This is a genomic window from Enemella evansiae, assembly GCF_002250705.1.
Lineage (GTDB): Bacteria > Actinomycetota > Actinomycetes > Propionibacteriales > Propionibacteriaceae > Enemella > Enemella evansiae.
In genome coordinates this window covers 243,725-262,795 of sequence record NZ_NMVP01000001.1, presented here as the reverse complement: position 1 = coordinate 262,795, position 19,071 = coordinate 243,725, and the positions used below count along the sequence as shown (strand labels likewise).

The window sequence follows — 19,071 nt, the reverse complement described above, 5'->3', positions numbered from 1 at the left end:
TCTGAACCGGAGCTCGGAGCAACTCGATCAACCGTACCGGGCCGGCTGGTCGGCGTCAAACCGACCGGTCAGTTCCGGATCCAGCCAGCACTCAGCCGCCGGGTGGATGGGTTCTTCTTGAACACACATCCGTCCGGTCGTCCTGTGCACCAGTGGAGTGCCCACCTGGGCCGGGCCGTGAGGCTGGCTTTCGCCGCTCTCCTGCGTCCCTTGCACCCTCGGGGCTCAGAGAACATTACGGATGTGCGGGCCGTGGGTCAAATCGAGACGGCGTGGCCTCGGTCACACCCGGTCGGACCCCGTTCCCGGGGCCCCACACGAGCGTCAACGGACCACTTCGACCATGCCGACGGTCTTCTTCCCCCGGCGTACCACCAGGTAGCGACCGTGCAACAGATCGGCGTCGGTCACCCGCTGCTCCACATCGGTCACCTTCTGGTTGTTCAGGTAAGCCCCGCCCTCGGTGATCGCGCGCCGGGCGGCTCCCTTGGAGTCGGTCACCGAACCCGTCACCAGGGCATCCACCACCAGCGGCAGCTCCGCACCGGCCTCGACCTTGCCGCCACCGACCTCACCGGCCACCTGGGACAGCGTGGACACCGGCAACTCGCTCAACTCGCTGCGTCCGAAGAGCGCGGCCGCCGCCGCCACCGCGGCCCGGCGCTCGCTCTCCCCGTGCACCAGGTCGGTGATGTCGTCGGCCAGCGCCCGCTGGGCGGCCCGCAGCTGCGGTGCCTCGCTCACCTGCCGGGCGAGATCGTCGATCTCCTCCCGACTGCGCGGGCTGAACACCTTCAGGTATTCCGCCACCTTGGCGTCCTCGGCATTCAGGAAGAACTGGTGGAAGGCGTACGGGCTGGTCAGCTGCGGGTCCAACCAGACCGTGCCGCTCTCGGTCTTCCCATATTTGGAGCCGTCGGCCTTGGTGAGCAGCGGGGTGACCAGCCCGTGCACGGTGGCGCGTTCGGTGCGCCGGATGTAGTCGATCCCGGCGGTGATGTTCCCCCACTGGTCCTGGGCACCGCTCTGCAGGGTGCAGCCGTAACGCTTGAAGAGCTCGTGGTAGTCCAACGACTGGAGCAGCACGTAGCTGAACTCGGTGTAGGAGATCCCCGAATCCAACCGCCGGGCGACCACGTCGCGGTCCAGCATCCGGTTGATCGAGAAGTGCTTGCCCACCTCCCGCAGGAAGTCGAGGGTGGACAGCTCGGCGGTCCAGTCGTAGTTGTTCACGAACCGCACCGGGTTCGGGCCGCTGAGCTCGACGAAGCGGCTCATCTGCTCGCGCAGCCGTTCCACCCAGCCGGCCACCACCTCGCGACCGTTCATCACCCGTTCCCCGGTCTGCTTCGGATCACCGATCAGCCCGGTGGAACCACCGACCAGCAGCAGGGGACGGTGTCCACCGGCGTAGAGGTGACGAACCACCATCAGCTGGACCAGGTGCCCGATGTGCAGGCTCGGCGCGGTGGGATCGAAGCCCACATAGCTGGTGACCGGCCCCGCATCCAGGTGCGCCGAGAGCGCCTCCCGATCGGTCGAGTCGGCCACCAGGCCACGCCAGAGCAGTTCATCAAGGACAGCGTTCACGGCGACAACCTTAGCGATCCGGTACGCCTCAGGGCTGCGGATTCCGCAGCGGGGAGTCGCTCCACTCCCCTGCCCGCCGCAGCGCCGCCTCGGCCTGCTCGAGCTGTTCGGTGACCCGGGCCACCGCGGTGCCGCCCTTCCCGGCGCGGCTGTCCACCGATCCGCGGACGGTGAGCACCTCGAGCACCCCGGGGCCGAGCTCCGGCGCGATCCGCGGCAGGTCCTCGGTGGTGAGCTCCGACAGTTCGGTGCCCTGCTGCTCGCAGTAGCGCACGGTGGCGCCGGCGATCTCGTGCGCACTGGCGAACGGGACGCGTTGGCGTACCAGCCAGTCGGCGACATCGGTGGCCAGCGAGAACCCGCGGGGGGCGAGGGACTCCATCCGCTCGGGATGGAACTCCAGGGTGGCGAGCATCCCGGCCATCGCCGGCAGCAGCACCTGCAGCTGATCGATGGTGTCGAAGACCGGTTCCTTGTCCTCCTGCAGGTCCCGGTTGTAGGCCAGCGGCAGACCCTTCAGCGTGGTCATCAGCCCGGTCAGGTTGCCGATGAAGCGCCCGGACTTGCCGCGGGCCAGCTCGGCCACATCGGGATTCTTCTTCTGCGGCATGATGCTGGAGCCGGTGGACCACTGGTCGCTGAGGGTGGCGAAGCCGAACTCGACGGTGGACCAGAGGATCACCTCCTCGGCGATCCGGGACAGGTCGACCCCCACCTGGGCGAGCGCATAGGCCGCCTCGGCGACCAGGTCGCGGGCCGCGGTGCCGTCGATGGAATTCGCCACGCTGGTGTCGAAGCCGAGCTCGGTGGCGACCAGTTCCGGGTCGAGGCCGAGCGAGGTGCCGGCCAGTGCGGCCGAACCGTAGGGGCTGACCGCGAGCCGAGCGTCCAGATCCCGCATCCGGTCGACATCGCGCAGCAGCGGCCAGGCGTGGGCGAGCAGGGCGTGGGAGAGCAGCACCGGCTGCGCGGACTGCAGGTGGGTGCGCCCCGGCATCACCGTGGGCCGGTCCAGCGGTTGCTCCCCGGCCACCGGCAGGGCCAGGTGCCGGGCGGCCTGCTGCAGCAGGGCCTGCACCACCTGGGCCACCGCCCCGGCGAGCTGGCGCAGTTCCTCGCGCAGATAGAGCCGCACCAGGGTGGCGATCTGGTCGTTGCGGGACCGGCCGGCGCGCAACCGGCCACCCAGCTCCGGGCCGATCCGCTCGATCAGGATCCGCTCCAGCGCCCCGTGCACGTCCTCATCGCTCGGTGCGGGACCGATCGGGCTGGCATCGGCGCGGCCCGGTTCGGTCACATCGCGGAGCATCCCCGACAGCCCGTCGCGCAGGCCGGCGTACTCGTCGTCGGTGAGCAGGCCCGCGGCATGCAGCGCCTTGGCATGGGCGAGCGAGCCCAGGAGGTCGTGGCGGGCCAGTCGCCAGTCGAACTGGGTCGACTTGCTGAGCGCGAACATCGCCTCGCTCGGTCCGCCGGTGAACCGGCCGCCCCAGAGCCGGCCCTCGCCTGAATCGCCGTTGCGTCCTGAATCGCTTGTCTGGCCTGAATCCCTGTTCTGTTTGGAATCGCTGCTGTTGTGGCGGTTGCTGGTCTGCTCAGGCATGCGGGCCAATCTATCGGTCGGTGCGGGTGTGGGTGCCGAGCTGGAGCATCCGCTCGGCGACGGTGGGTCCACCGGTGGGGTCGCGGGTGATCACCAGGACGGTGTCGTCACCGGCTATGGTGCCGAGGATCGTGTCCCAGGCAGCCTTGTCGATGGCGGAGGCGAAATACTGCGCGGCACCCGGCGGGGTGCGCAGCACGGCCAGGTTGGCCGAGGCGTCGGCGGAGACCAGCAGCTCGTTGGCCAGCCGGGCAAGCTTCTGGTCCGCGGAACGGGACTCACCGGCGACCGCGCTGCGGTCACCGCCCTCCCCCGGCACCGCATAGACCAACTGTCCCTCCCCGGTGCGGATCCGGGTCGCGCCCAGCTCCAGCAGGTCCTTCGACAGCGTGCCCTGGCTGACGGTGATGCCGCGCTCGGTGAGCAGGTCACCCAGCTCGGTCTGCGAGCGGACCAGCCCGGCGCTGATCAGATCGACGATCGCGCCCTGCCGAGCAGCCTTGCTGACCACGGCGTTCATCGCTGCGGATCGCCGGACTGCTCGAGCAGGAAGCTGAGGATCGCCTTCTGGGCGTGCCGGCGGTTCTCGGCCTCGTCCCAGACCACCGATCGCGGACCCTCGAGCACCTCGGCGGTGATCTCCTTGCCGCGGTAGGCGGGCAGGCAGTGCAGCACGATCGCCTCCGCATCTGCGTGGCGGAGCAGTTCGTCGGTGACGGCGTACGGCCCGAAAGCCTGCAGGCGTTCGGAATCCTCGCCCTCCTGACCCATCGACACCCAGGTGTCGGTGGCGACCGCGTCGGCGTCGGCGACCGCTTCGCTGACCTGGTCGGTGATCAGGATCTCCCCACCGGTCCGGGCGGCGATCGCCTCGGCGCGGGCCACCACCTCCGGGCTCGGGTGGTACGCCGCGGGCGCGCCGATGCGGACCCGCAGGCCGGCCACCGCACCGCCGAGCAGATAGGACTGGGCCATGTTGTTGGCCCCATCGCCGACGTAGGCGAATCGCAACCCGGCAAGGGATCCGCCGTTCTGGGCGGCCTTCCGCTCGGTGAGCGTCTGCAGATCGGCGAGGATCTGGCAGGGGTGGTAGTCATCGGTGAGTGCGTTGATCACCGGCACCGAGGCGTATTCGGCCATCTCGACGATCCGCTGCTGGGCGCCGGTGCGCCAGACGATCGCCGCCACCTGGCGGGACAGCACCCGGGTCACATCGGGGATGGTCTCGCGGACCCCGACCCCGGCCAGCCGGCCGTCGACGAACATCGGGTTGCCGCCGAGTTCGGCGATCCCGGCGTTGAAGGACACCTGGGTGCGCAGGGTCGGTTTGTCGGTGAGCACCGCGACCGACCGCGGGCCCGCCAGCGGCCGGTGGTCGAACGGTGCGGCCTTCAACTCGGCGGCCAGTGACAGCACCTGCGCCTGCTCGTCGGGGGTGAGGTCGTCGTCGGCCAGGAAATGCCGGGGGGTCATGCGTTCTCCTTGCTGGTTCCGCGGGCCTGCTCGAGGATGGCGGGCAGGGCGTCGATGAATGAGTCGAGCTGTTCGGTGCTGAGGTTGAGCGGCGGGACCAGACGGATCACGTTCGGCCGCGGCGCGTTGATCACGAACCCGGCCTGCAGCGCCGCATCGTAGGCGGCCGGCGCGATGTCCTCGGTGAGCACGATGCCGCGCAGCAGGCCACGGCCGCGGACGTGGTCGATCAGCGGATGCTCGAGCGCAGCCACCCGCTGTTCGAGTCGCTCGCCGAGTGCGGTGGCGTGCTCGAGCAGGCCGTCGCGCTCGATCACCTGCAGCACGGCCAATCCGGCGATCGCGGCGACCGGGTTGCCGCCGAAGGTGGTGCCGTGCATGCCGGGTTGCAGCAGGTCGGCCGCCGTGCCGGTCGCGACGCAGGCGCCGATCGGGAAGCCGTTGCCGAGCCCCTTGGCCAGGGTGACGACATCGGCGACCACCCCCTCGTGCTGGCTGGCCAGCCAGCGCCCGGTGCGTCCGACCCCGGTCTGCACCTCGTCGAACCAGAGCAGCGTGCCGTGCTTGCGGGTGATCTCGCGGGCCGCGGTCAGATAGCCGTCCGGGGGCACGATGATGCCGTTCTCGCCCTGGATCGGTTCGATCACCACCGCCGCGACGGTGTCGTCGACCGCCTCGGCGAGCGCGTCGGTGTCACCGTAGGGCACCCACGTGACCTCACCGGGCAGCGGTGCGAACGGCTCGCGATACTTCGCGTTGTGGGTGAGCGCCAGGGCGCCCATCGAGCGGCCGTGGAAGGCACCCTCCATCGCGATCAGCTTCGTCCGGCCGGTACGCCGGGTGAGCTTGAACGCGGCCTCGTTGGCCTCGGTACCGGAGTTGGCGAAGAACACCTTCGCATCGCCCCCGGTGCCGCCGACCATCGCGACCAGCCGTTCGGCAAGCGCGATCTGCGCCGGGGTGGCGAAGAAGTTCGAGACGTGGCCGAGGGTGGCGAGCTGGGAGGTGATCGCCGCCAGCACCGCCGGGTGGGCGTGGCCCAGACCGTTGACCGCGATGCCGGCCAGCAGGTCGAGGTAGCGGTTGCCCTCGCTGTCCCAGACGTGGGCACCCTCACCACGGACGAAGACCCGCTTGGGTGGCCCGAAGGTGTTCATCACCGCGTGCTGGTAGCGCTCGACCAGCTCGCTGCCTGAGCCCTCCGGCAGCTGTTCGGCGAGCTCGCTCATGGCCGGTTTCCTTTCTGCGGTACGAATTGGGGCGTGGCGGGGATGTCACCGATCGGGTCGGCGACCACCTGGGTGCCGACACCGGCGTTGGTGAAGATCTCCAGCAGCAGGGCGTGCGGTACGCGGCCGTCCAGCACGGTGGCCCGGCTCAGTCCCCCGTCCACGGCGGCCAGGCAGGCCTCCATCTTGGGCACCATCCCCGATTCCAGGCTGGGCAGCATGGCCCGCAGTTCGGAGGCGGTGATCCCGGTGATCACCTCGGGATCCTCGGGCCAGTTGCGGTAGAGCCCCGCGACGTCGGTGAGCACGACGAGCTTCTCGGCACCGAGCGCGACGGCCAGCGCGGCCGCCGCGGTATCGGCGTTGACGTTGTGCACGGTGCCGTCCTCATCGGGTGCGACGGTGGCCACCACCGGGATCCGGCCGGCCTCCATCAGGTCGTGCACCGCCTCGGGCCGGACGTGGGCGACCTCGCCGACCAGACCGAGGTCGACGTCCTCCCCGTCGAGCAGCAATCCCTTGCGGGCGGCGGTGAACAGGCCGGCGTCCTCACCGGACAATCCGACCGCGAGCGGCCCATGGGTGTTGATCAACCCGACGAGCTCCCGGTTGACCTGCCCCATCAGCACCATCCGGACGACATCCATCGCCTCCGGGGTGGTCACCCGCAGGCCGCCTCGGAACTCGGAGCTGATGTCCAGGCGTTTCAGCATCGCCGAGATCTGCGGGCCGCCACCGTGCACGACGACCGGTTGCACCCCGCTGCGGCGCAGATAGACGATGTCCTCGGCGAAGGCCCGCTTGAGGTCCTCATCGATCATCGCGTTGCCGCCGTATTTGATGACGATCGTGGTGCCGGCGTAGGAGTCCAGCCAGGGCAGGGCCTCGGTGAGGACGGCGGCCTTCTCGCTGGGGCCCAGATCGCCCCGTGTGGTGGGTTCGCTGCCGGGTTCGCTCATGTGGAGTACTCCGCGTTCTCCTTGACGTAGTCATAGGTGAGGTCGTTGGTCCAGACGGTGGCGGCTTCGCTGCCGGCGTGCAGGTCCACCAGCACATGCACCGCGCGGGGTGCCAGATCGACCAGCCCGCGGTCCTCACCGATCCCCCCGGCGCGGCAGACCATCACCCCGTTGAAGCTGACATCGACCCGGTCGGGATCGAAGGCCGCATCGGTGGTGCCCAGGGCGGCCAATGCCCTGCCCCAGTTGGGATCGCGGCCGAAGATCGCGCACTTGAACAGGTTGCTGGCGGTGATCGAGCGGGCCACCTCCAGCGCATCGGTCTCGGACTCCGCGCCGACCACCTCGACGGCGATGTCGTGGGCGGCACCCTCGGCATCGGTGAGCAGCTGCTGACCGAGATCGTGGCAGACGGCGGTCAGCGCCTCGGTGAACTCCTCAGCGCCGACGGCGATCCCGGAGGCACCGGAGGAGAGCAGCAGCACGCTGTCGTTGGTGGACATGCACCCATCGGAGTCGATCCGGTCGAAGGTGCGCCGACAGGCCGCGGACAGACTGCCCTGCAAGGCATCGGCGTCGATCACCGCATCGGTGGTGAGCACCACCAGCATGGTCGCCAGTCCGGGAGCGAGCATGCCGGCACCCTTGGCCATGCCACCGATGCGCCAGCCGGATCCGGTGTGGGTGGCCTGCTTGGCGACGGTGTCGGTGGTCATGATGGCGGTCGCGGCGGCGGCCCCGCCGTCGGTGGAGAGCGCCGCGGCGGCCGCCGGAATGCCGACCTCGAGCAGCGGCATCGGCAACCGTTCCCCGATCAGGCCGGTGGAGCAGACCGCGACCCCCTCGACCGGGCAGTCGAGGGCGGCGGCGGTCAGTTCGGCCATCCGGGCGGCGTCGGCCATGCCTGGTTCCCCGGTGCAGGCGTTCGCCCCGCCGGAGTTGAGCACCACCGCGCGCAGGGTGCCGTCGGCGACCTGCCGGGACCAGCGCACCGGGGCGGCCTGGACCCGGTTGCTGGTGAAGACCGCGGCGGCGGCATAGGTGGGCCCGAGGTTCTGCACCAGGGCCAGATCGGACTTGCCCGAGGGCTTCAGCCCGGCGGTCACGCCGGCGGCGGCAAATCCTTGCGGGGTGGTGATTCCGCTGCTCATGGGGCGACTCCGATCCGGGGCAGGCCGGTGGTCTCGTCGAGACCGAGGGCCAGGTTCATGCACTGCACGGCGCCACCGGCGGTGCCCTTGGTGAGGTTGTCGATCGCGGCGACCGCGACCAGGCGGCCGGCGGCGGCGTCCACGGCGACCTGCACCTGGACGCCGTTGCTGCCGAGCACCGCCTGGGTCTGCGGCCACTGCCCCTCGGGCAGCAGGTGCACGAACTCCTCGCCCGCGTACGCCTCGGCGTACGCCGCGCGGACCTGTTCGATGCCGATCCCCGGGTTCACCAACGGCGCGGTGCAGGTGGCCAGGATGCCCCGGCTCATCGGCACCAGCACCGGGGTGAAGGACAGCGTCGGTTCGCTGGCACCGAGCAGCGCGAGGTTCTGCAGGATCTCGGGGGTGTGCCGGTGCACCCCGCCGACGCCGTAGGCGCTGGCCGAGCCCATCAGCTCGGCACCGAGCAGATGGGGTTTCAGCGACTTGCCGGCACCCGAGGGCCCGGAGGCGGCGACCACCACGACATCGTGGCCGTCGATGAGCCCGGTGGTCACCGCAGGCATCAGGGCCAGGGTGACCGAGGTCGGGTAGCAGCCAGGGACCGCGACCCGGGTGGTCCGCGCCAGGGTCTGCCGCTGGCCGGGCAACTCCGGCAGACCGTAGGGCCAGCTGCCGGCGTACTCGCTGCCGTAGAACTGCTGCCAGGCCGCCGGATCGGTGAGCCGGAAGTCCGCACCGCAGTCGATCACCAGGGTGTCGTCGCCGAGCTGCTCGGCGATCGGGCCGGAGGTGCCGTGCGGCAGCGCCAGGAAGACGACGTCGTGGCCGGCCAGCGTGCCGGCGTCGGTGGGCTGGATCTCGCGGTCGGCGAGCGGCCACAGGTGCGGCTGGTGCTCACCCAGTCGGCCACCCGCGCTGGACCCCGCCGTCAACGCGCCGATCTCCACACCCGGGTGCTCCAGCAGCAGGCGCAGCACCTCGCCGCCCGCGTACCCGGTGCATCCGGCCACCGCAACTCTCACAACCATGCGCATAACTATGCCACACTCGGAATACCTACGCCATCTATTTCACCGCGCGCCGTCCCACGCACCCCTAGGCTGCCGTCATGACCGAGCAGCCGGCGGCGGAGGCCGAACCCGAGCGCGAACGGACCGAGGCGCTCGCCGCGCTGCTGTCGGCCGAGGACACCGGCATCCAGAACGCCGGGCAGACCTCGATGGCGCTGATCGGGATCATCGCCGCCTATCTGCCGGTGTCGCTGTTCGCGGTCTACCAGGGCTATGGCCGCGAGGTGCTCGCCTACCTGCCGCTGCCGGTGGTGCTGCTGATGTTCTTCCAGATGGTGCAGATGGCGGCGATGGCGCGCCGGGCGCGGTCCGCGGCCATCGTGGAGGCCGAACTCGTCGAGATCGCCGGACTGGCGGCACCGTACGCCCGGGGCCTGCTCGGCACCCCGGCGCGCAGCCCCATCGTCAACCCCTACGCGATCATCACCCAGCGCGGCGATCGCTGGATCTCCCGCTACGTCGCCGCCGGGCTGCCGTTCTTCGGGCTGTACGCGATCGGTGTCGCCTACACCTGGTTCCTCGGCTCGGAGGCGGCCCGGTTGAACCCGGACTATCCGAACCGGACCTGGACGGTGGTGCTGCCGATCCTGCTCAGCCTGGTGCTCTGGTCGATCTTCGCCGACAGCGCGATGAGCTATTTCACCCCGCGCTACAAGATCAACATCTGGGTGCCGATGGCGGGTCTGGCCGGGATCTGGCTGCAGGCCAACCAGCCCACCGATCCGACCCCGGCCTGGCTCTACTTCAGCGTCTACAGCGCGGCGCTGATCACGCTCACCGCGCTCACCCGGCCGTTCCGCTGGCGGGGCGGTACGGTGCTGGCGCGGGCCGGTGTGGCCGGGATCATCGTGTCCTCGCTGGGATTCTGGCTGCTGGTGTTCCCCGACAACGGGTTCGGCCACGACGAGTCACAGGTCTGGGCGAACGTGTCGATGCATCTGGTCGCACCGGTCGTCACCCTGCTGGCGATCTGGTACCGGCGTACCCCGATGACCCCGCTGAGCTGGCGGCAGACCGCGCTCACCCTGGTGTTCCCGCTCGGTTACGGTGCCTTCCTGCTGATCGCCCGTGCCCTGTGGGGTACGCCGATCCCCTACGCATTCCTCAACCCGGAGCGCTCCAGCATCGCCTCTACGATCGCCACGGCGGTGCTCACCCTGCTGGTGTTCGTGCTGGTCGGCTCCGCCGAACGGATCGGGTTGGCGATCCGCGGTCGACGGAGCCGGCCGGCCGACGGGTGAGCATCGACCGAGGGCCCGCTCAGGAGCGCAGCACGGCCCCGCAGGCCTGGGCGGCCGCGGCGACCGCGGCATCCCGGGCGGTCGCGGCCTCGGCATCGGTGAGGGTGCGGCCCGGGGCCCGGAACCGCAGCGCGTAGGCGAGCGACTTCTTGCCGGCCGGGACCTGGTCACCGGTGTAGATGTCGAACAGCCGGATCGACTCGAGCAGATTCCCCGCGCCGGCGGTCAATGCCCGCTGCACCTCCGCGGCCGGCACCTGGTCGTCGACGACGACCGCGACATCCTCCTTGGCCACCGGATAACCCGACAGCGGTGCGATCCGCCCCGGTCCGGGCTGCGCGGCCAGCACGGCGTCCAGGTCCAGTTCGACCGCGGCGGCGCCGTGCGGCAGTGCGAACTCGGCGACCACGCTCGGATGCAGCTCGCCGGCGTGGCCGATCACGGCTCCGTCGAGCAGCACCTCGGCGCAGCGGCCGGGATGGAACGGCGGCAGCTGCGCCTGCCGGCGCTCCAGGCGTACGCCCAGGGTGCGGCCGGCCGCGTCGACGATGCCCATCGCCTGCTGCCAGCCGGCCGGTTGCGCCGGATGGTCCCAGGCCTGCGGCAGCCAGTTCCCGGTCAACAGCACCCCGAGGTGGCGGGGCTGCTCGGGCAGGGCGGCCTCGATCGCGGCCAGCTCGGCGTCGCTGGGTCGCCGGTCCACCGGCGGCATCGGGGCCGGGCCGGCATCCGGACGCTGCCGGAAGACCGCGCCCACCTCGAACAGGGCCAGGTCGTCCTGCCCGCGGCTGGCGTTGCGGGCGGCCGCGGCCAGCAGACCCGGCAGCATGGTGCTGCGCAGATACGGCGAGGTCTCGGCGAGCGGGTTGGCCAGTCGGACCAGCCGGCGACGCTGGTCGTCGGCCGGGATGCCGAGCCGGTCCAGCTCGGCCTCGGCGGCGAACGGGAAGGTCAGCAGTTCCACCAGGCCGAGCGCGGCGAGCTCCCGGGCCACGGCGCGGCGGCCGCGCTGGCTCGCGGTGGCGCCCCGGCCACCGGGGGCCGGCGGCAGCGTCCCGACGATCTTGTCCAGGCCGACCTTCTGGCCGACCTCCTCGACGTAGTCGTAGGGGTCGCGCAGGTCGGGCCGCCAGCTGGGCGGGGTGACGGTCAGCGTGTCACCGTTCTGCTGCACCTCGATGCCGGCGCCGCTGAGTGACTCGACCACCCGATCCGCGCCGACCGGCATGCCGAGGATCGCGTCCGGCAGGCCGACGGGCAGCGTGGTCGACGGCAGCTGCGGCACCTCACCGACGACGGTCACCGCCTCGTCGATGGTGCCGCCGCCGAGGCCCTCGAGCAGCCGGGCGGCGCGCATCGCGGCCGCGTACGCCGCCCCCGGGTCGACACCGCGTTCGTAGCGGCGGGACGCCTCCGACGGCAACCGGTGGCTGCGCGCGGTCCGCGAGATCGAGGCCGGGTCGAAGTGCGCCGATTCGATGACCACGGTGCTGGTGCTGTCGGACAGCTCGGTGGCCGCACCACCCATCACCCCGGCCAGGCCGATGGCACCGGAGTCGTCGGCGATCACCAGATCGGTCTCGGCCAGCGTCCGCTGCTGGTCGTCGAGGGTGGTCAGGCGCTCCCCCGGCCGGGCCGCGCGGACCGTGATCGGCCCCGACAGCTTGTCGCCGTCGTAGCCGTGCAACGGCTGGCCGATCTCCAGCATCACCAGGTTGGTGATGTCCACCGCCAGCGAGATGGAGCGCATGCCACCGGCGGCGACGCGGCGGCGCAGCCAGGCCGGGCTGGGCCGGGTGGGGTCGAAACCGGTCACCTTGACCGCGACGAACCGGCTGCTGCGCGGGTCGTCGAGAACGACCCCGACCGTCCCGTCGACCGGATCGTGGTCCTCGGTCACCGGATCGGAGAAGTCGACGCCGAGCCCCTGGGCGAGTTCGCGGGCCAGCCCGCGGATCGACAGGCAGTGCGGCATGTCCGGGGTCACCTCGAGGGTGAAGATCACCTCGTCGGCACCGAGCAGCGGCATCGCCGGCTCACCGATCGCCGGATCCCCTTCCAGCACGATGATTCCGTCGGTGCCGTCCTCGGGCAGGCCGAGCTCGGTGGCCGAGCAGATCATCCCGTCGGAGAGATGGCCGTAGGTCTTGCGCGCCGAGATCTCGAAGCCGCCGGCGAGCACCGAACCGGGCAGCGCCACCACGACCTTGTCGCCGACCTCGAAGTTGTGCGCACCGCAGACGATGCCGCGGCCGCGCAGCGGCGCACCGGATTCGTCGCTGGGATTGAGTTCGCCGACGTCGACCAGGCACCAGTTGATGGTCTTGCCGTTCTTCTGCGGTTCGGGGGTGCGCTCCAACACCTCACCGACCACGACCGGGCCGGTCACCTCGGTGCCGGCCTCGACATCCTCGACCTCGATGCCGGCGCGCACGAACGCCTCGGAGATGGTCGCGATGTCAATGTCGGCAGGGATTTCGGCGTACTCACGCAGCCAGGACAGCGGGGCCTTCATCGAACGATTCCTTTGATCTGGTGGAGCGGGTGGTGGCGACGGGGCGTCATCGGGCCTCGCCGATCAGGGACCGGGAGAACCGCACGTCGCCCTCGACCATGTCGCGCAGGTCGGTGGCGCCATTGCGGAACATCACCGCCCGATCGATGCCCATGCCGAACGCGAAACCGGAATAGACCTCGGGGTCGATGCCGCAGGCGATCAGCACCCGCGGGTTCACCACGCCGCAGCCACCCCACTCGATCCAGCCGTCGGCGTCCCCGGCACCGGCCAGGTTGAACTTGATGTCGACCTCGGCGCTCGGTTCGGTGAACGGGAAAAAGTGCGGCCGGAACCGGGTCTCCACCTCCGGTCCGAAGAGCGCCTTCGCGAGGTGGTCCAGGGTCCCCTTCAGATCGGCCATCGAGATGCCCTTGTCCACCACCAGACCCTCCACCTGATGGAAGACCGGCAGATGGGTGGCGTCGAACTCGTCGGCCCGGTAGACCTTGCCCGGGCAGGCGATGTAGACCGGCAGCTCCCGCTCCAGCAGGGCGCGGATCTGCACCGGTGAGGTGTGGGTGCGCATCACCAGGTGGTTCTGCGGCGGGTCGAGGAACAGCGTGTCCTGGAGGTAGCGCGCGGGATGGTCGGGCGGGAAGTTCAGCGCGTCGAAGTTGAGCCACTCAGACTCGGCCTCCGGGCCCTCGGCGATCTCCCAGCCCATGTCGAGGAAGACGTCGGAGACGATGTCCATCATCCCGGTGATCGGGTGGATCGCGCCGCGCGGGGTGAGCTCGACCGGCAGGCTGACGTCGACGGTCTCGGCGGCCAGCCGCTGCTCGAGTTCGGCGGCGCTCACCTCCTGCTCACGGGCCTTGAGCGCCTGGTTGACCCGGCCGCGGGCCTGGCCGACGCGCTTGCCGGCATCCTTGCGGGCCTGCGGCGGCAGCGCACCGATCTCGCGGTTGGCCAGGGCCAGTGGGGACCGCTCGCCGGTGTGTTCGATCCGGGCCTGCTTCAACTCCGCGCTGCTGGTCGCGGCAGCGAAGGCGGCGAGGGCCTCGGTGACGAAGCCGTCGACCTGGTCGGCGTTCAGCGGTGTCACCTGGACTGGATCGAAGTTGGTGTTCGGCCCGGACATGGGCTCCCCTCGGCTCGGCGGTGCGGCAGTCCTTCTCCCTGCCGGGGGTCAGTCTAGGAAGTCCGCACCGCCCGCGCGAACGCGTTCGGACCGCGAGCCCTCAGCCCTCCAGGGTGCGCCGGAACAACTGCTGCACCTGATCGGGCAGGTCGGGCTCGGGGATGCTCAGATCCACATCGGCATCCGGGCAGCGCAACCCGTAGACGTAGCGGTCGGCACCGGTGGCCGGCCGGTCGGCCAGCTGCCGCAGCTGGTCACCGGCGAGCAGCTGCTGCCAGCGTTCGCCGTCGGAGCCCGGCAGGTCGTCCAGGCGCACCTCGCGGCGCTGCTGCCGGCCGGTGATGCCGCCGCTGCGGCTGACCTCGATCCGGGTCCGCGGGTCGACCGTCGGGCTGGGGGCCGGCCGCTCGGGGGTGCCGGGGGCCGGTGCCGGGGTGGTCGCCGGGGTGACGCCGACCTGCTGCCAGGCGTCGGTGACCGCGGCCGCGGTGCGCACGTCGCGGGCCTCGGCCTCGGCGATGGTGAGGGCGGCGAAGGTCGCGAAATCGCAGTCCGTGGGAACCTTCCCGCCGGTGAGCACCGCGTACCAGACCTGACCGGCGGCCTCCCAGGAGCGGCCGCCGAGCGCCAACGCGGTGAGGCAGAAGGCCCGGTTCGGGATACCGGAGTTGATGTGCACCCCGCCGTTGTCCTCGGTGGTCTCGACATAGTCGGCGAAGTCGCCCACCTGCGGGTCCTTGCCCAGCGTCGGGTCGTCGTAGGCGGTGCCCGGTTCGCGCATCGAGCGCAGCGCCCGGCCCTTCACCTTGGCGGTGAACAACCCGGCGCCGATCAACCAGTCCGACTGTTCGGCGGTCTGCCCGGCCAGGAACTGCTTGACCTGGATGCCGAAGACATCGGCGATCGACTCGTTCAGCGCACCGGACTGGCCCTGGTAGGTCAGGTTGGCGGTGTGCTCGATGACGCCGTGGGTGAGCTCGTGGCCGATCACATCGAGGCTCACGGTGAACCGGTTGAACAGCTCCCCGTCGCCGTCGCCGAACACCATCTGGGTGCCGTCCCAGAAGGCGTTGTCGTAGTCCTGGCCGTAGTGCACGGTGCCGAGCAGGGGCAGCCCGTTGCCGTCCAGCGAGTCCCGGGCGTACGCCTCGGCGTACAACCGCCAGGTGACGCCGAACCCGTCGTAGGCCTCGTCGACGGCGGCGTCGCCGGTGGCGGGCGCCCCCTCGGTGCGCACGGTCTCCCCCGGCAGGGTCTCGGTGTTCTGGGCGTCGGAGATGGTGCGCCTGGGCCCCTTGGGGGTGGTCGCGGAGCGGCGGGTGGTGGCCGTCGGCCGGGCGCCGGCCCGGGCCCGGGCACCGCGGAATCCGGCGTCGATGGCCAGGGTGGCGCGGGCCCGCTCGGCGGTGGGCCCGTCGGCCCGCTGGGCGAGATTCTCGAGCAGATAGGGCGGCAGGAGGGTGTGCACTCGATTCGCTGTCATACCTCCAGTGTGACCCCCGCCACTGACAGGTGCCACCGTCGCGGTGCGCAGGTCACGGTCGCGGCCGGGTTGCCCGGGCCTGACATCATGGCGGCCGAAGCCGAGACCGAGAGGTGACTCCCGCCGTGATCCCTGAGAACTGGCAGGCCATCCTGACCGAGAAGACGCTCTACATCCTGGTCACGATCGTCTGTGCACTGATCCTGCGCTGGGTCGTGCACAAGGCGATCAACAAGGCGATCCAGACCGCGGCCGCGAGCCGTCGGAAGCTGGCCGGGGCCGGGCTGGCCGATCGGGCCGTCGCCGTGCTGGCCAAGGCCCAGCAGGGCAACCAGGACCGGGCCCGGCAGCGTACCGAGACCCTCGGGTCGGTGCTGGCCTCGGTCTTCGATCTGGTGCTGGTGATCGTGGTGGCGCTGATGGTGCTGAGCACCCTGGGCCTGTCGGTCGGCCCGGCGATCGCCTCGGCGGGTATCGGTGGCCTGGCACTGGGTTTCGGCGCCCAGAGCCTGGTGAAGGACCTGATCTCGGGTGTCTTCCTGATCTTCGAGGACCAGTTCGGTGTCGGTGACTACGTCACGATCAACGGTGTCCAGGGCACGGTGCTGAAGGTCGGTTTCCGGGTCACCCAGTTGCAGGATGCCAGCGGTGAGATCTGGTACATCCGCAACGGCGAGGTGACCAAGGTCGGCAACCAGACCCAGGGCTGGTCGAGCAGCTATGTGCAGATCCCGGTCGGGATCACCGAGGATCCGTTCAAGGTGGTCCGGATCCTGGAGGAGGTGGTGGCCAGCCTGGACGCGGAACCCGAGTGGCGCGAGCAGCTGCTGGAGACACCGACCGTGCTGGGGTTGAGCAACTTCAACGACCGGGTGATGAACTTCACCGTGATGGCGAAGTCACCGGGCAACGAGCAGTGGAGCGTCGAGCGGGAGATCCGGGCACGGGCGATGACGGTGCTGCGCGAGGCCGGGATCCGCTCCCCCGGACTGCTGGTGGAGACCCGCCCCTACGACGTGGTGAACGTGGAGGAGCACTCCCTCACCCGCGCCACCAAACAGGACTCGTTGCTGCGCCGGCGGCGGCGCCGGCAGGAGCCCGAGACGGCACCGGCGGGTACGCCGGCCGGTGCCGAGCCGTCCTCGGACGACGAACGTACCCAGCCCGACGAGAAACCCAACCTGCCCTGAGGTTCTGCGCGAGCTGGTCGACGAGCGTCAGGAACGCTGGGCGGTCGCGGTGGCGTAGAGGCAGACGGCGGCAGCGGTGGCGAGATTGAGACTCTCGGCGCGGCCGAAGATCGGGACGGACACCTGCCGGTCGGCGAGGACGGCGTGCTCGGGCGGCAGACCCCAGGCCTCATTGCCCATCAGCCACACCGTCGGCCGATCCAGCTCGCCGCGGGCGGCCAGCTCGTCCAGGCTGTCGGCACCGCCGCCATCGGCGGCGAGCACCTGGAATCCCTTGTCCCGGAAGAAATCCAGGGTGTTGGCCAGGTGCGCACCGGTGATCACCGGCAGGTGGAAGACCGAGCCGACCGAGGCCCGGACCACCTTGGGATTGGTCACCTCGACCGAGTCGGCGGTGAGCACCACCGCATCGGCACCGAAGGCGTCGGCGCAGCGGATCACGGTACCGGCGTTGCCGGGGTCGCGAACCTGGGCGCAGACCACGACCAGCTTCGCGTCCGCGGACAGCTCGTCCAGGGAGCCCTCGCGGGCCTCGCAGACCGCGACGATTCCCTGTGGGTGCTGGGTTTCGGTGATCCGAGCCAGTTCGGCGGCGGTGACCTGGTACGCCCGGACGCCGGCGCTGCGGGCGGTGGCGAGCAGCGGTTCGATCCGGTCGTTGTCGGCGACGTGGAAGAGTTCGCGGACCCGGCCGGGTTCGCTCAGCGCCTCCCGGACCGCCTGCGGCCCCTCGGCCAGGAACAGCCCGGTGGCCAGGCGTTGCTTGCGCTGCAACAACCGTCGAGCCGACCGGAGCCGACCAACGGATCGTGATGATCCGGGTCGGTCACCGATCGGCTCGGTCGATGATTCTCCTGTGCTCACGCGGAGATCAGGCGGCGGTCGACTCGCCCTGGTTGGCCTTGGCGACGGCGACCAGTGCGGCGAACGCGGTCGAATCCGAGACGGCCAGCTCGGCCAGGATCTTGCGGTCCACCTCGACGCCGGCGTTCTTCAGGCCGTTGATGAAGCGGTTGTAGGTCATGCCCTCGGCGCGGGCGGCGGCGTTGATGCGCTGGATCCACAACTTGCGGAAGTCGCCCTTGCGCTGACGGCGGTCGCGGTAGGCGTACACGTTCGAGTGGAGGATCTGCTCCTTCGCCTTGCGGTAGAGGCGGGAGCGCTGACCGCGGTAGCCCGAGGCCTGCTCGAGAACTTCGCGGCGCTTCTTCTGCGCATTCACAGAACGCTTGACGCGTGCCATGGGTATAACTCCTTGTTCTGCGGCCGGGGATCTCTCGGCCGGGTGGTTCGGTGGGTAGGTCTGGCTTCGACTCGCTGCGCTCGCTCAGCCAGCGGTGATGCTCACTTGCCGAGCAGCTTCTTGGCCTTCTTGGCGTCGCCCTTGACGAGCACGGCATCGCCGTCGAGGCGGCGGGTGCGGGTGCTGGGCTTGTGCTCGTTCAGGTGCATCTTGCCGGCCTTGCGGTGCATGACCTTGCCCGATCCGGTGATCTTGAAGCGCTTCTTGGCACCGGAGTGCGTCTTCATCTTCGGCATTGTGCCGCTCCTTCTGCGCACGGCGATCCCACCGTGCGGTCGTGATGTCCCGGTCGGCTGCCTGGCCGTCGGGTGAACTCCGATCGCGAGTGGATCAGAGGTCGACGTCGGGGTCCATGTTGTCGGCCGGACCCTTCTTCTTCTTTTTCTTCTCCTGCTGCTCCGCCTGCCGGCGGCGCTCGGCCAGGTACGCGTCCTCGGCCTCCTGCTCGTCGGTGCGAGCGGCGGCGCGGGCGTCCTTCTCGGCCTGCACGTCGGCGCGGGCCTCGGTCTTCTTCTTCGTCGGGCCGAGCACCATCAGCATGTTGCGGCCGTCCTGCTTGGGCGCGGACTCGATGAAGCCGAACTCCTCGACGTCGTCGGCCAGCCGCTTGAGCAGGTTGAAGCCGAGCTCGGGGCGCGACTGCTCGCGGCCACGGAACATGATGGTGATCTTCACCTTGTCCCCGGCCTTCAGGAAGCGCACGACGTGACCCTTCTTGGTCTCGTAGTCGTGCCCGTCGATCTTGGGTCGGAGCTTCATCTCCTTGATCACGGCATTGGTCTGGTTACGACGGCTGCTGCGGTCCTTCTGCGCGGCCTCGTACTTGAACTTGCCGTAGTCCATGAGCTTGGCCACGGGCGGGCGGGCCATCGGGGCCACCTCGACCAGGTCGAGGTCAGCCTCCCGGGCCAGCCGCATGGCGTCCTCGATCCTGACGATGCCCACCTGCTCGCCGGCGGGGCCGACGAGGCGGACCTCGGGAACGCGGATACGCTCATTGATGCGCGGTTCGGTGCTGATGTGTCCTCCTGGGTTGTCCTGCCGCTCTCGGTGACCGATCCGCATCGTGCACCGGAACACAGAAAGGCCCCCGCGCAGCGGAGGCCTGGAAGGAACGTCGGAGGCGTACGCCGGGAGG

General features: G+C 70.2%; 17 protein-coding genes. 2 read left to right on the top strand and 15 right to left on the bottom strand.

The genetic code is table 11. From position 1 onward, the window contains the following. Window positions 1-324: 324 nt before the first annotated feature. Genes tyrS through argC form a run of 8 tightly spaced genes read right to left on the bottom strand, consistent with a single transcriptional unit; the run spans window position 325 to window position 9,036 of the window. On the bottom strand, window positions 325-1,590 hold the full coding sequence (gene tyrS, locus BI335_RS01305) for a tyrosine--tRNA ligase (RefSeq protein ID WP_094429455.1): 1,266 nt from the start codon (window positions 1,588-1,590) through the stop codon (window positions 325-327). A gap of 28 nt (window positions 1,591-1,618) precedes the next feature. Then, window positions 1,619-3,193, bottom strand: coding sequence for an argininosuccinate lyase (gene argH / locus BI335_RS01300; protein ID WP_094429454.1), 1,575 nt, complete (start codon window positions 3,191-3,193; stop codon window positions 1,619-1,621). A gap of 10 nt (window positions 3,194-3,203) precedes the next feature. Continuing rightward, a complete protein-coding gene (locus BI335_RS01295; protein WP_094429453.1) occupies window positions 3,204-3,713 on the bottom strand; it encodes an arginine repressor in 510 nt (169 codons plus the stop codon). Further along, window positions 3,710-4,666 (bottom strand): ornithine carbamoyltransferase, encoded by a 957-nt coding sequence (argF, locus tag BI335_RS01290; protein WP_094429452.1) that lies wholly within the window; start codon window positions 4,664-4,666, stop codon window positions 3,710-3,712. The genes BI335_RS01295 and argF overlap by 4 nt, the downstream gene beginning before the upstream one ends. Further along, window positions 4,663-5,895, bottom strand: coding sequence for an acetylornithine transaminase (locus BI335_RS01285; RefSeq protein ID WP_094429451.1), 1,233 nt, complete (start codon window positions 5,893-5,895; stop codon window positions 4,663-4,665). Before BI335_RS01285 ends, argF begins: the two co-directional genes overlap by 4 nt. Beyond that, window positions 5,892-6,854 carry an acetylglutamate kinase gene (gene argB / locus BI335_RS01280; RefSeq protein WP_094356204.1) on the bottom strand — a complete coding sequence of 321 codons (963 nt, stop codon included), beginning with the start codon at window positions 6,852-6,854 and terminating at the stop codon, window positions 5,892-5,894. The genes BI335_RS01285 and argB overlap by 4 nt, the downstream gene beginning before the upstream one ends. Next, entirely contained in the window at window positions 6,851-8,005 is a 1,155-nt protein-coding gene (argJ, locus tag BI335_RS01275; RefSeq protein WP_094429450.1) for a bifunctional glutamate N-acetyltransferase/amino-acid acetyltransferase ArgJ, read from the bottom strand. The genes argB and argJ overlap by 4 nt, the downstream gene beginning before the upstream one ends. Continuing rightward, window positions 8,002-9,036, bottom strand: coding sequence for an N-acetyl-gamma-glutamyl-phosphate reductase (argC, locus tag BI335_RS01270; RefSeq protein WP_094429707.1), 1,035 nt, complete (start codon window positions 9,034-9,036; stop codon window positions 8,002-8,004). Before argC ends, argJ begins: the two co-directional genes overlap by 4 nt. 80 nt (window positions 9,037-9,116) lie before the next feature. On the opposite strand from argC, the gene BI335_RS01265 reads away from it, so the two are divergent. Beyond that, window positions 9,117-10,319 carry a Pr6Pr family membrane protein gene (locus tag BI335_RS01265; RefSeq protein ID WP_094429449.1) on the top strand — a complete coding sequence of 401 codons (1,203 nt, stop codon included), beginning with the start codon at window positions 9,117-9,119 and terminating at the stop codon, window positions 10,317-10,319. A 19-nt stretch (window positions 10,320-10,338) separates the two neighbouring features. On the opposite strand, the gene pheT is transcribed toward BI335_RS01265, so the two are convergent. The 3 genes from pheT to BI335_RS01250 all read right to left on the bottom strand — a co-directional run bounded on the left by pheT (window position 10,339) and on the right by BI335_RS01250 (window position 15,440). After that, window positions 10,339-12,834, bottom strand: a complete 2,496-nt coding sequence (pheT, locus tag BI335_RS01260; RefSeq protein ID WP_094429448.1) for a phenylalanine--tRNA ligase subunit beta — start codon at window positions 12,832-12,834, stop codon at window positions 10,339-10,341. 46 nt (window positions 12,835-12,880) lie between these two features. Beyond that, entirely contained in the window at window positions 12,881-13,957 is a 1,077-nt protein-coding gene (gene pheS, locus BI335_RS01255; RefSeq protein ID WP_094429447.1) for a phenylalanine--tRNA ligase subunit alpha, read from the bottom strand. 100 nt (window positions 13,958-14,057) lie between these two features. Beyond that, window positions 14,058-15,440, bottom strand: coding sequence for a protealysin inhibitor emfourin (locus BI335_RS01250; RefSeq protein WP_094429446.1), 1,383 nt, complete (start codon window positions 15,438-15,440; stop codon window positions 14,058-14,060). Window positions 15,441-15,565: 125 nt separating this feature from the next. On the opposite strand from BI335_RS01250, the gene BI335_RS01245 reads away from it, so the two are divergent. Then, window positions 15,566-16,630 (top strand): mechanosensitive ion channel family protein, encoded by a 1,065-nt coding sequence (locus BI335_RS01245; RefSeq protein WP_094356209.1) that lies wholly within the window; start codon window positions 15,566-15,568, stop codon window positions 16,628-16,630. A gap of 27 nt (window positions 16,631-16,657) precedes the next feature. Here the strand turns inward: BI335_RS01245 and BI335_RS01240 are convergent, their stop codons facing one another. The 4 genes from BI335_RS01240 to infC form a co-directional block, all read right to left on the bottom strand. Next, on the bottom strand, window positions 16,658-17,464 hold the full coding sequence (locus BI335_RS01240) for a TrmH family RNA methyltransferase (RefSeq protein WP_094429706.1): 807 nt from the start codon (window positions 17,462-17,464) through the stop codon (window positions 16,658-16,660). A gap of 37 nt (window positions 17,465-17,501) precedes the next feature. Then, complete coding sequence (gene rplT / locus BI335_RS01235; protein ID WP_094356210.1) at window positions 17,502-17,873, bottom strand: 50S ribosomal protein L20; 372 nt, start codon at window positions 17,871-17,873, stop codon at window positions 17,502-17,504. Between the two features lie 101 nt (window positions 17,874-17,974). Then, window positions 17,975-18,169 carry a 50S ribosomal protein L35 gene (gene rpmI, locus BI335_RS01230; RefSeq protein ID WP_094356211.1) on the bottom strand — a complete coding sequence of 65 codons (195 nt, stop codon included), beginning with the start codon at window positions 18,167-18,169 and terminating at the stop codon, window positions 17,975-17,977. A gap of 94 nt (window positions 18,170-18,263) precedes the next feature. Beyond that, window positions 18,264-18,998, bottom strand: a complete 735-nt coding sequence (infC, locus tag BI335_RS01225) for a translation initiation factor IF-3 (protein ID WP_094356268.1) — start codon at window positions 18,996-18,998, stop codon at window positions 18,264-18,266. Window positions 18,999-19,071: the final 73 nt, after the last annotated feature.

Coding starts and splice junctions, on each gene's coding strand:
- BI335_RS01285 (WP_094429451.1), bottom strand. CDS start 5,895: ATGAGCGAGCTCGCCGAACAGCTGCCGGAGGGCTCAGGCAGCGAGCTG.
- argH (WP_094429454.1), bottom strand. CDS start 3,193: ATGCCTGAGCAGACCAGCAACCGCCACAACAGCAGCGATTCCAAACAG.
- argB (WP_094356204.1), bottom strand. CDS start 6,854: ATGAGCGAACCCGGCAGCGAACCCACCACACGGGGCGATCTGGGCCCC.
- BI335_RS01250 (WP_094429446.1), bottom strand. CDS start 15,440: ATGACAGCGAATCGAGTGCACACCCTCCTGCCGCCCTATCTGCTCGAG.
- infC (WP_094356268.1), bottom strand. CDS start 18,998: ATGCGGATCGGTCACCGAGAGCGGCAGGACAACCCAGGAGGACACATC.
- pheT (WP_094429448.1), bottom strand. CDS start 12,834: ATGAAGGCCCCGCTGTCCTGGCTGCGTGAGTACGCCGAAATCCCTGCC.
- argF (WP_094429452.1), bottom strand. CDS start 4,666: ATGACCCCCCGGCATTTCCTGGCCGACGACGACCTCACCCCCGACGAG.
- argJ (WP_094429450.1), bottom strand. CDS start 8,005: ATGAGCAGCGGAATCACCACCCCGCAAGGATTTGCCGCCGCCGGCGTG.
- BI335_RS01265 (WP_094429449.1), top strand. CDS start 9,117: ATGACCGAGCAGCCGGCGGCGGAGGCCGAACCCGAGCGCGAACGGACC.
- pheS (WP_094429447.1), bottom strand. CDS start 13,957: ATGTCCGGGCCGAACACCAACTTCGATCCAGTCCAGGTGACACCGCTG.
- rpmI (WP_094356211.1), bottom strand. CDS start 18,169: ATGCCGAAGATGAAGACGCACTCCGGTGCCAAGAAGCGCTTCAAGATC.
- argC (WP_094429707.1), bottom strand. CDS start 9,036: ATGGTTGTGAGAGTTGCGGTGGCCGGATGCACCGGGTACGCGGGCGGC.
- BI335_RS01295 (WP_094429453.1), bottom strand. CDS start 3,713: ATGAACGCCGTGGTCAGCAAGGCTGCTCGGCAGGGCGCGATCGTCGAT.
- rplT (WP_094356210.1), bottom strand. CDS start 17,873: ATGGCACGCGTCAAGCGTTCTGTGAATGCGCAGAAGAAGCGCCGCGAA.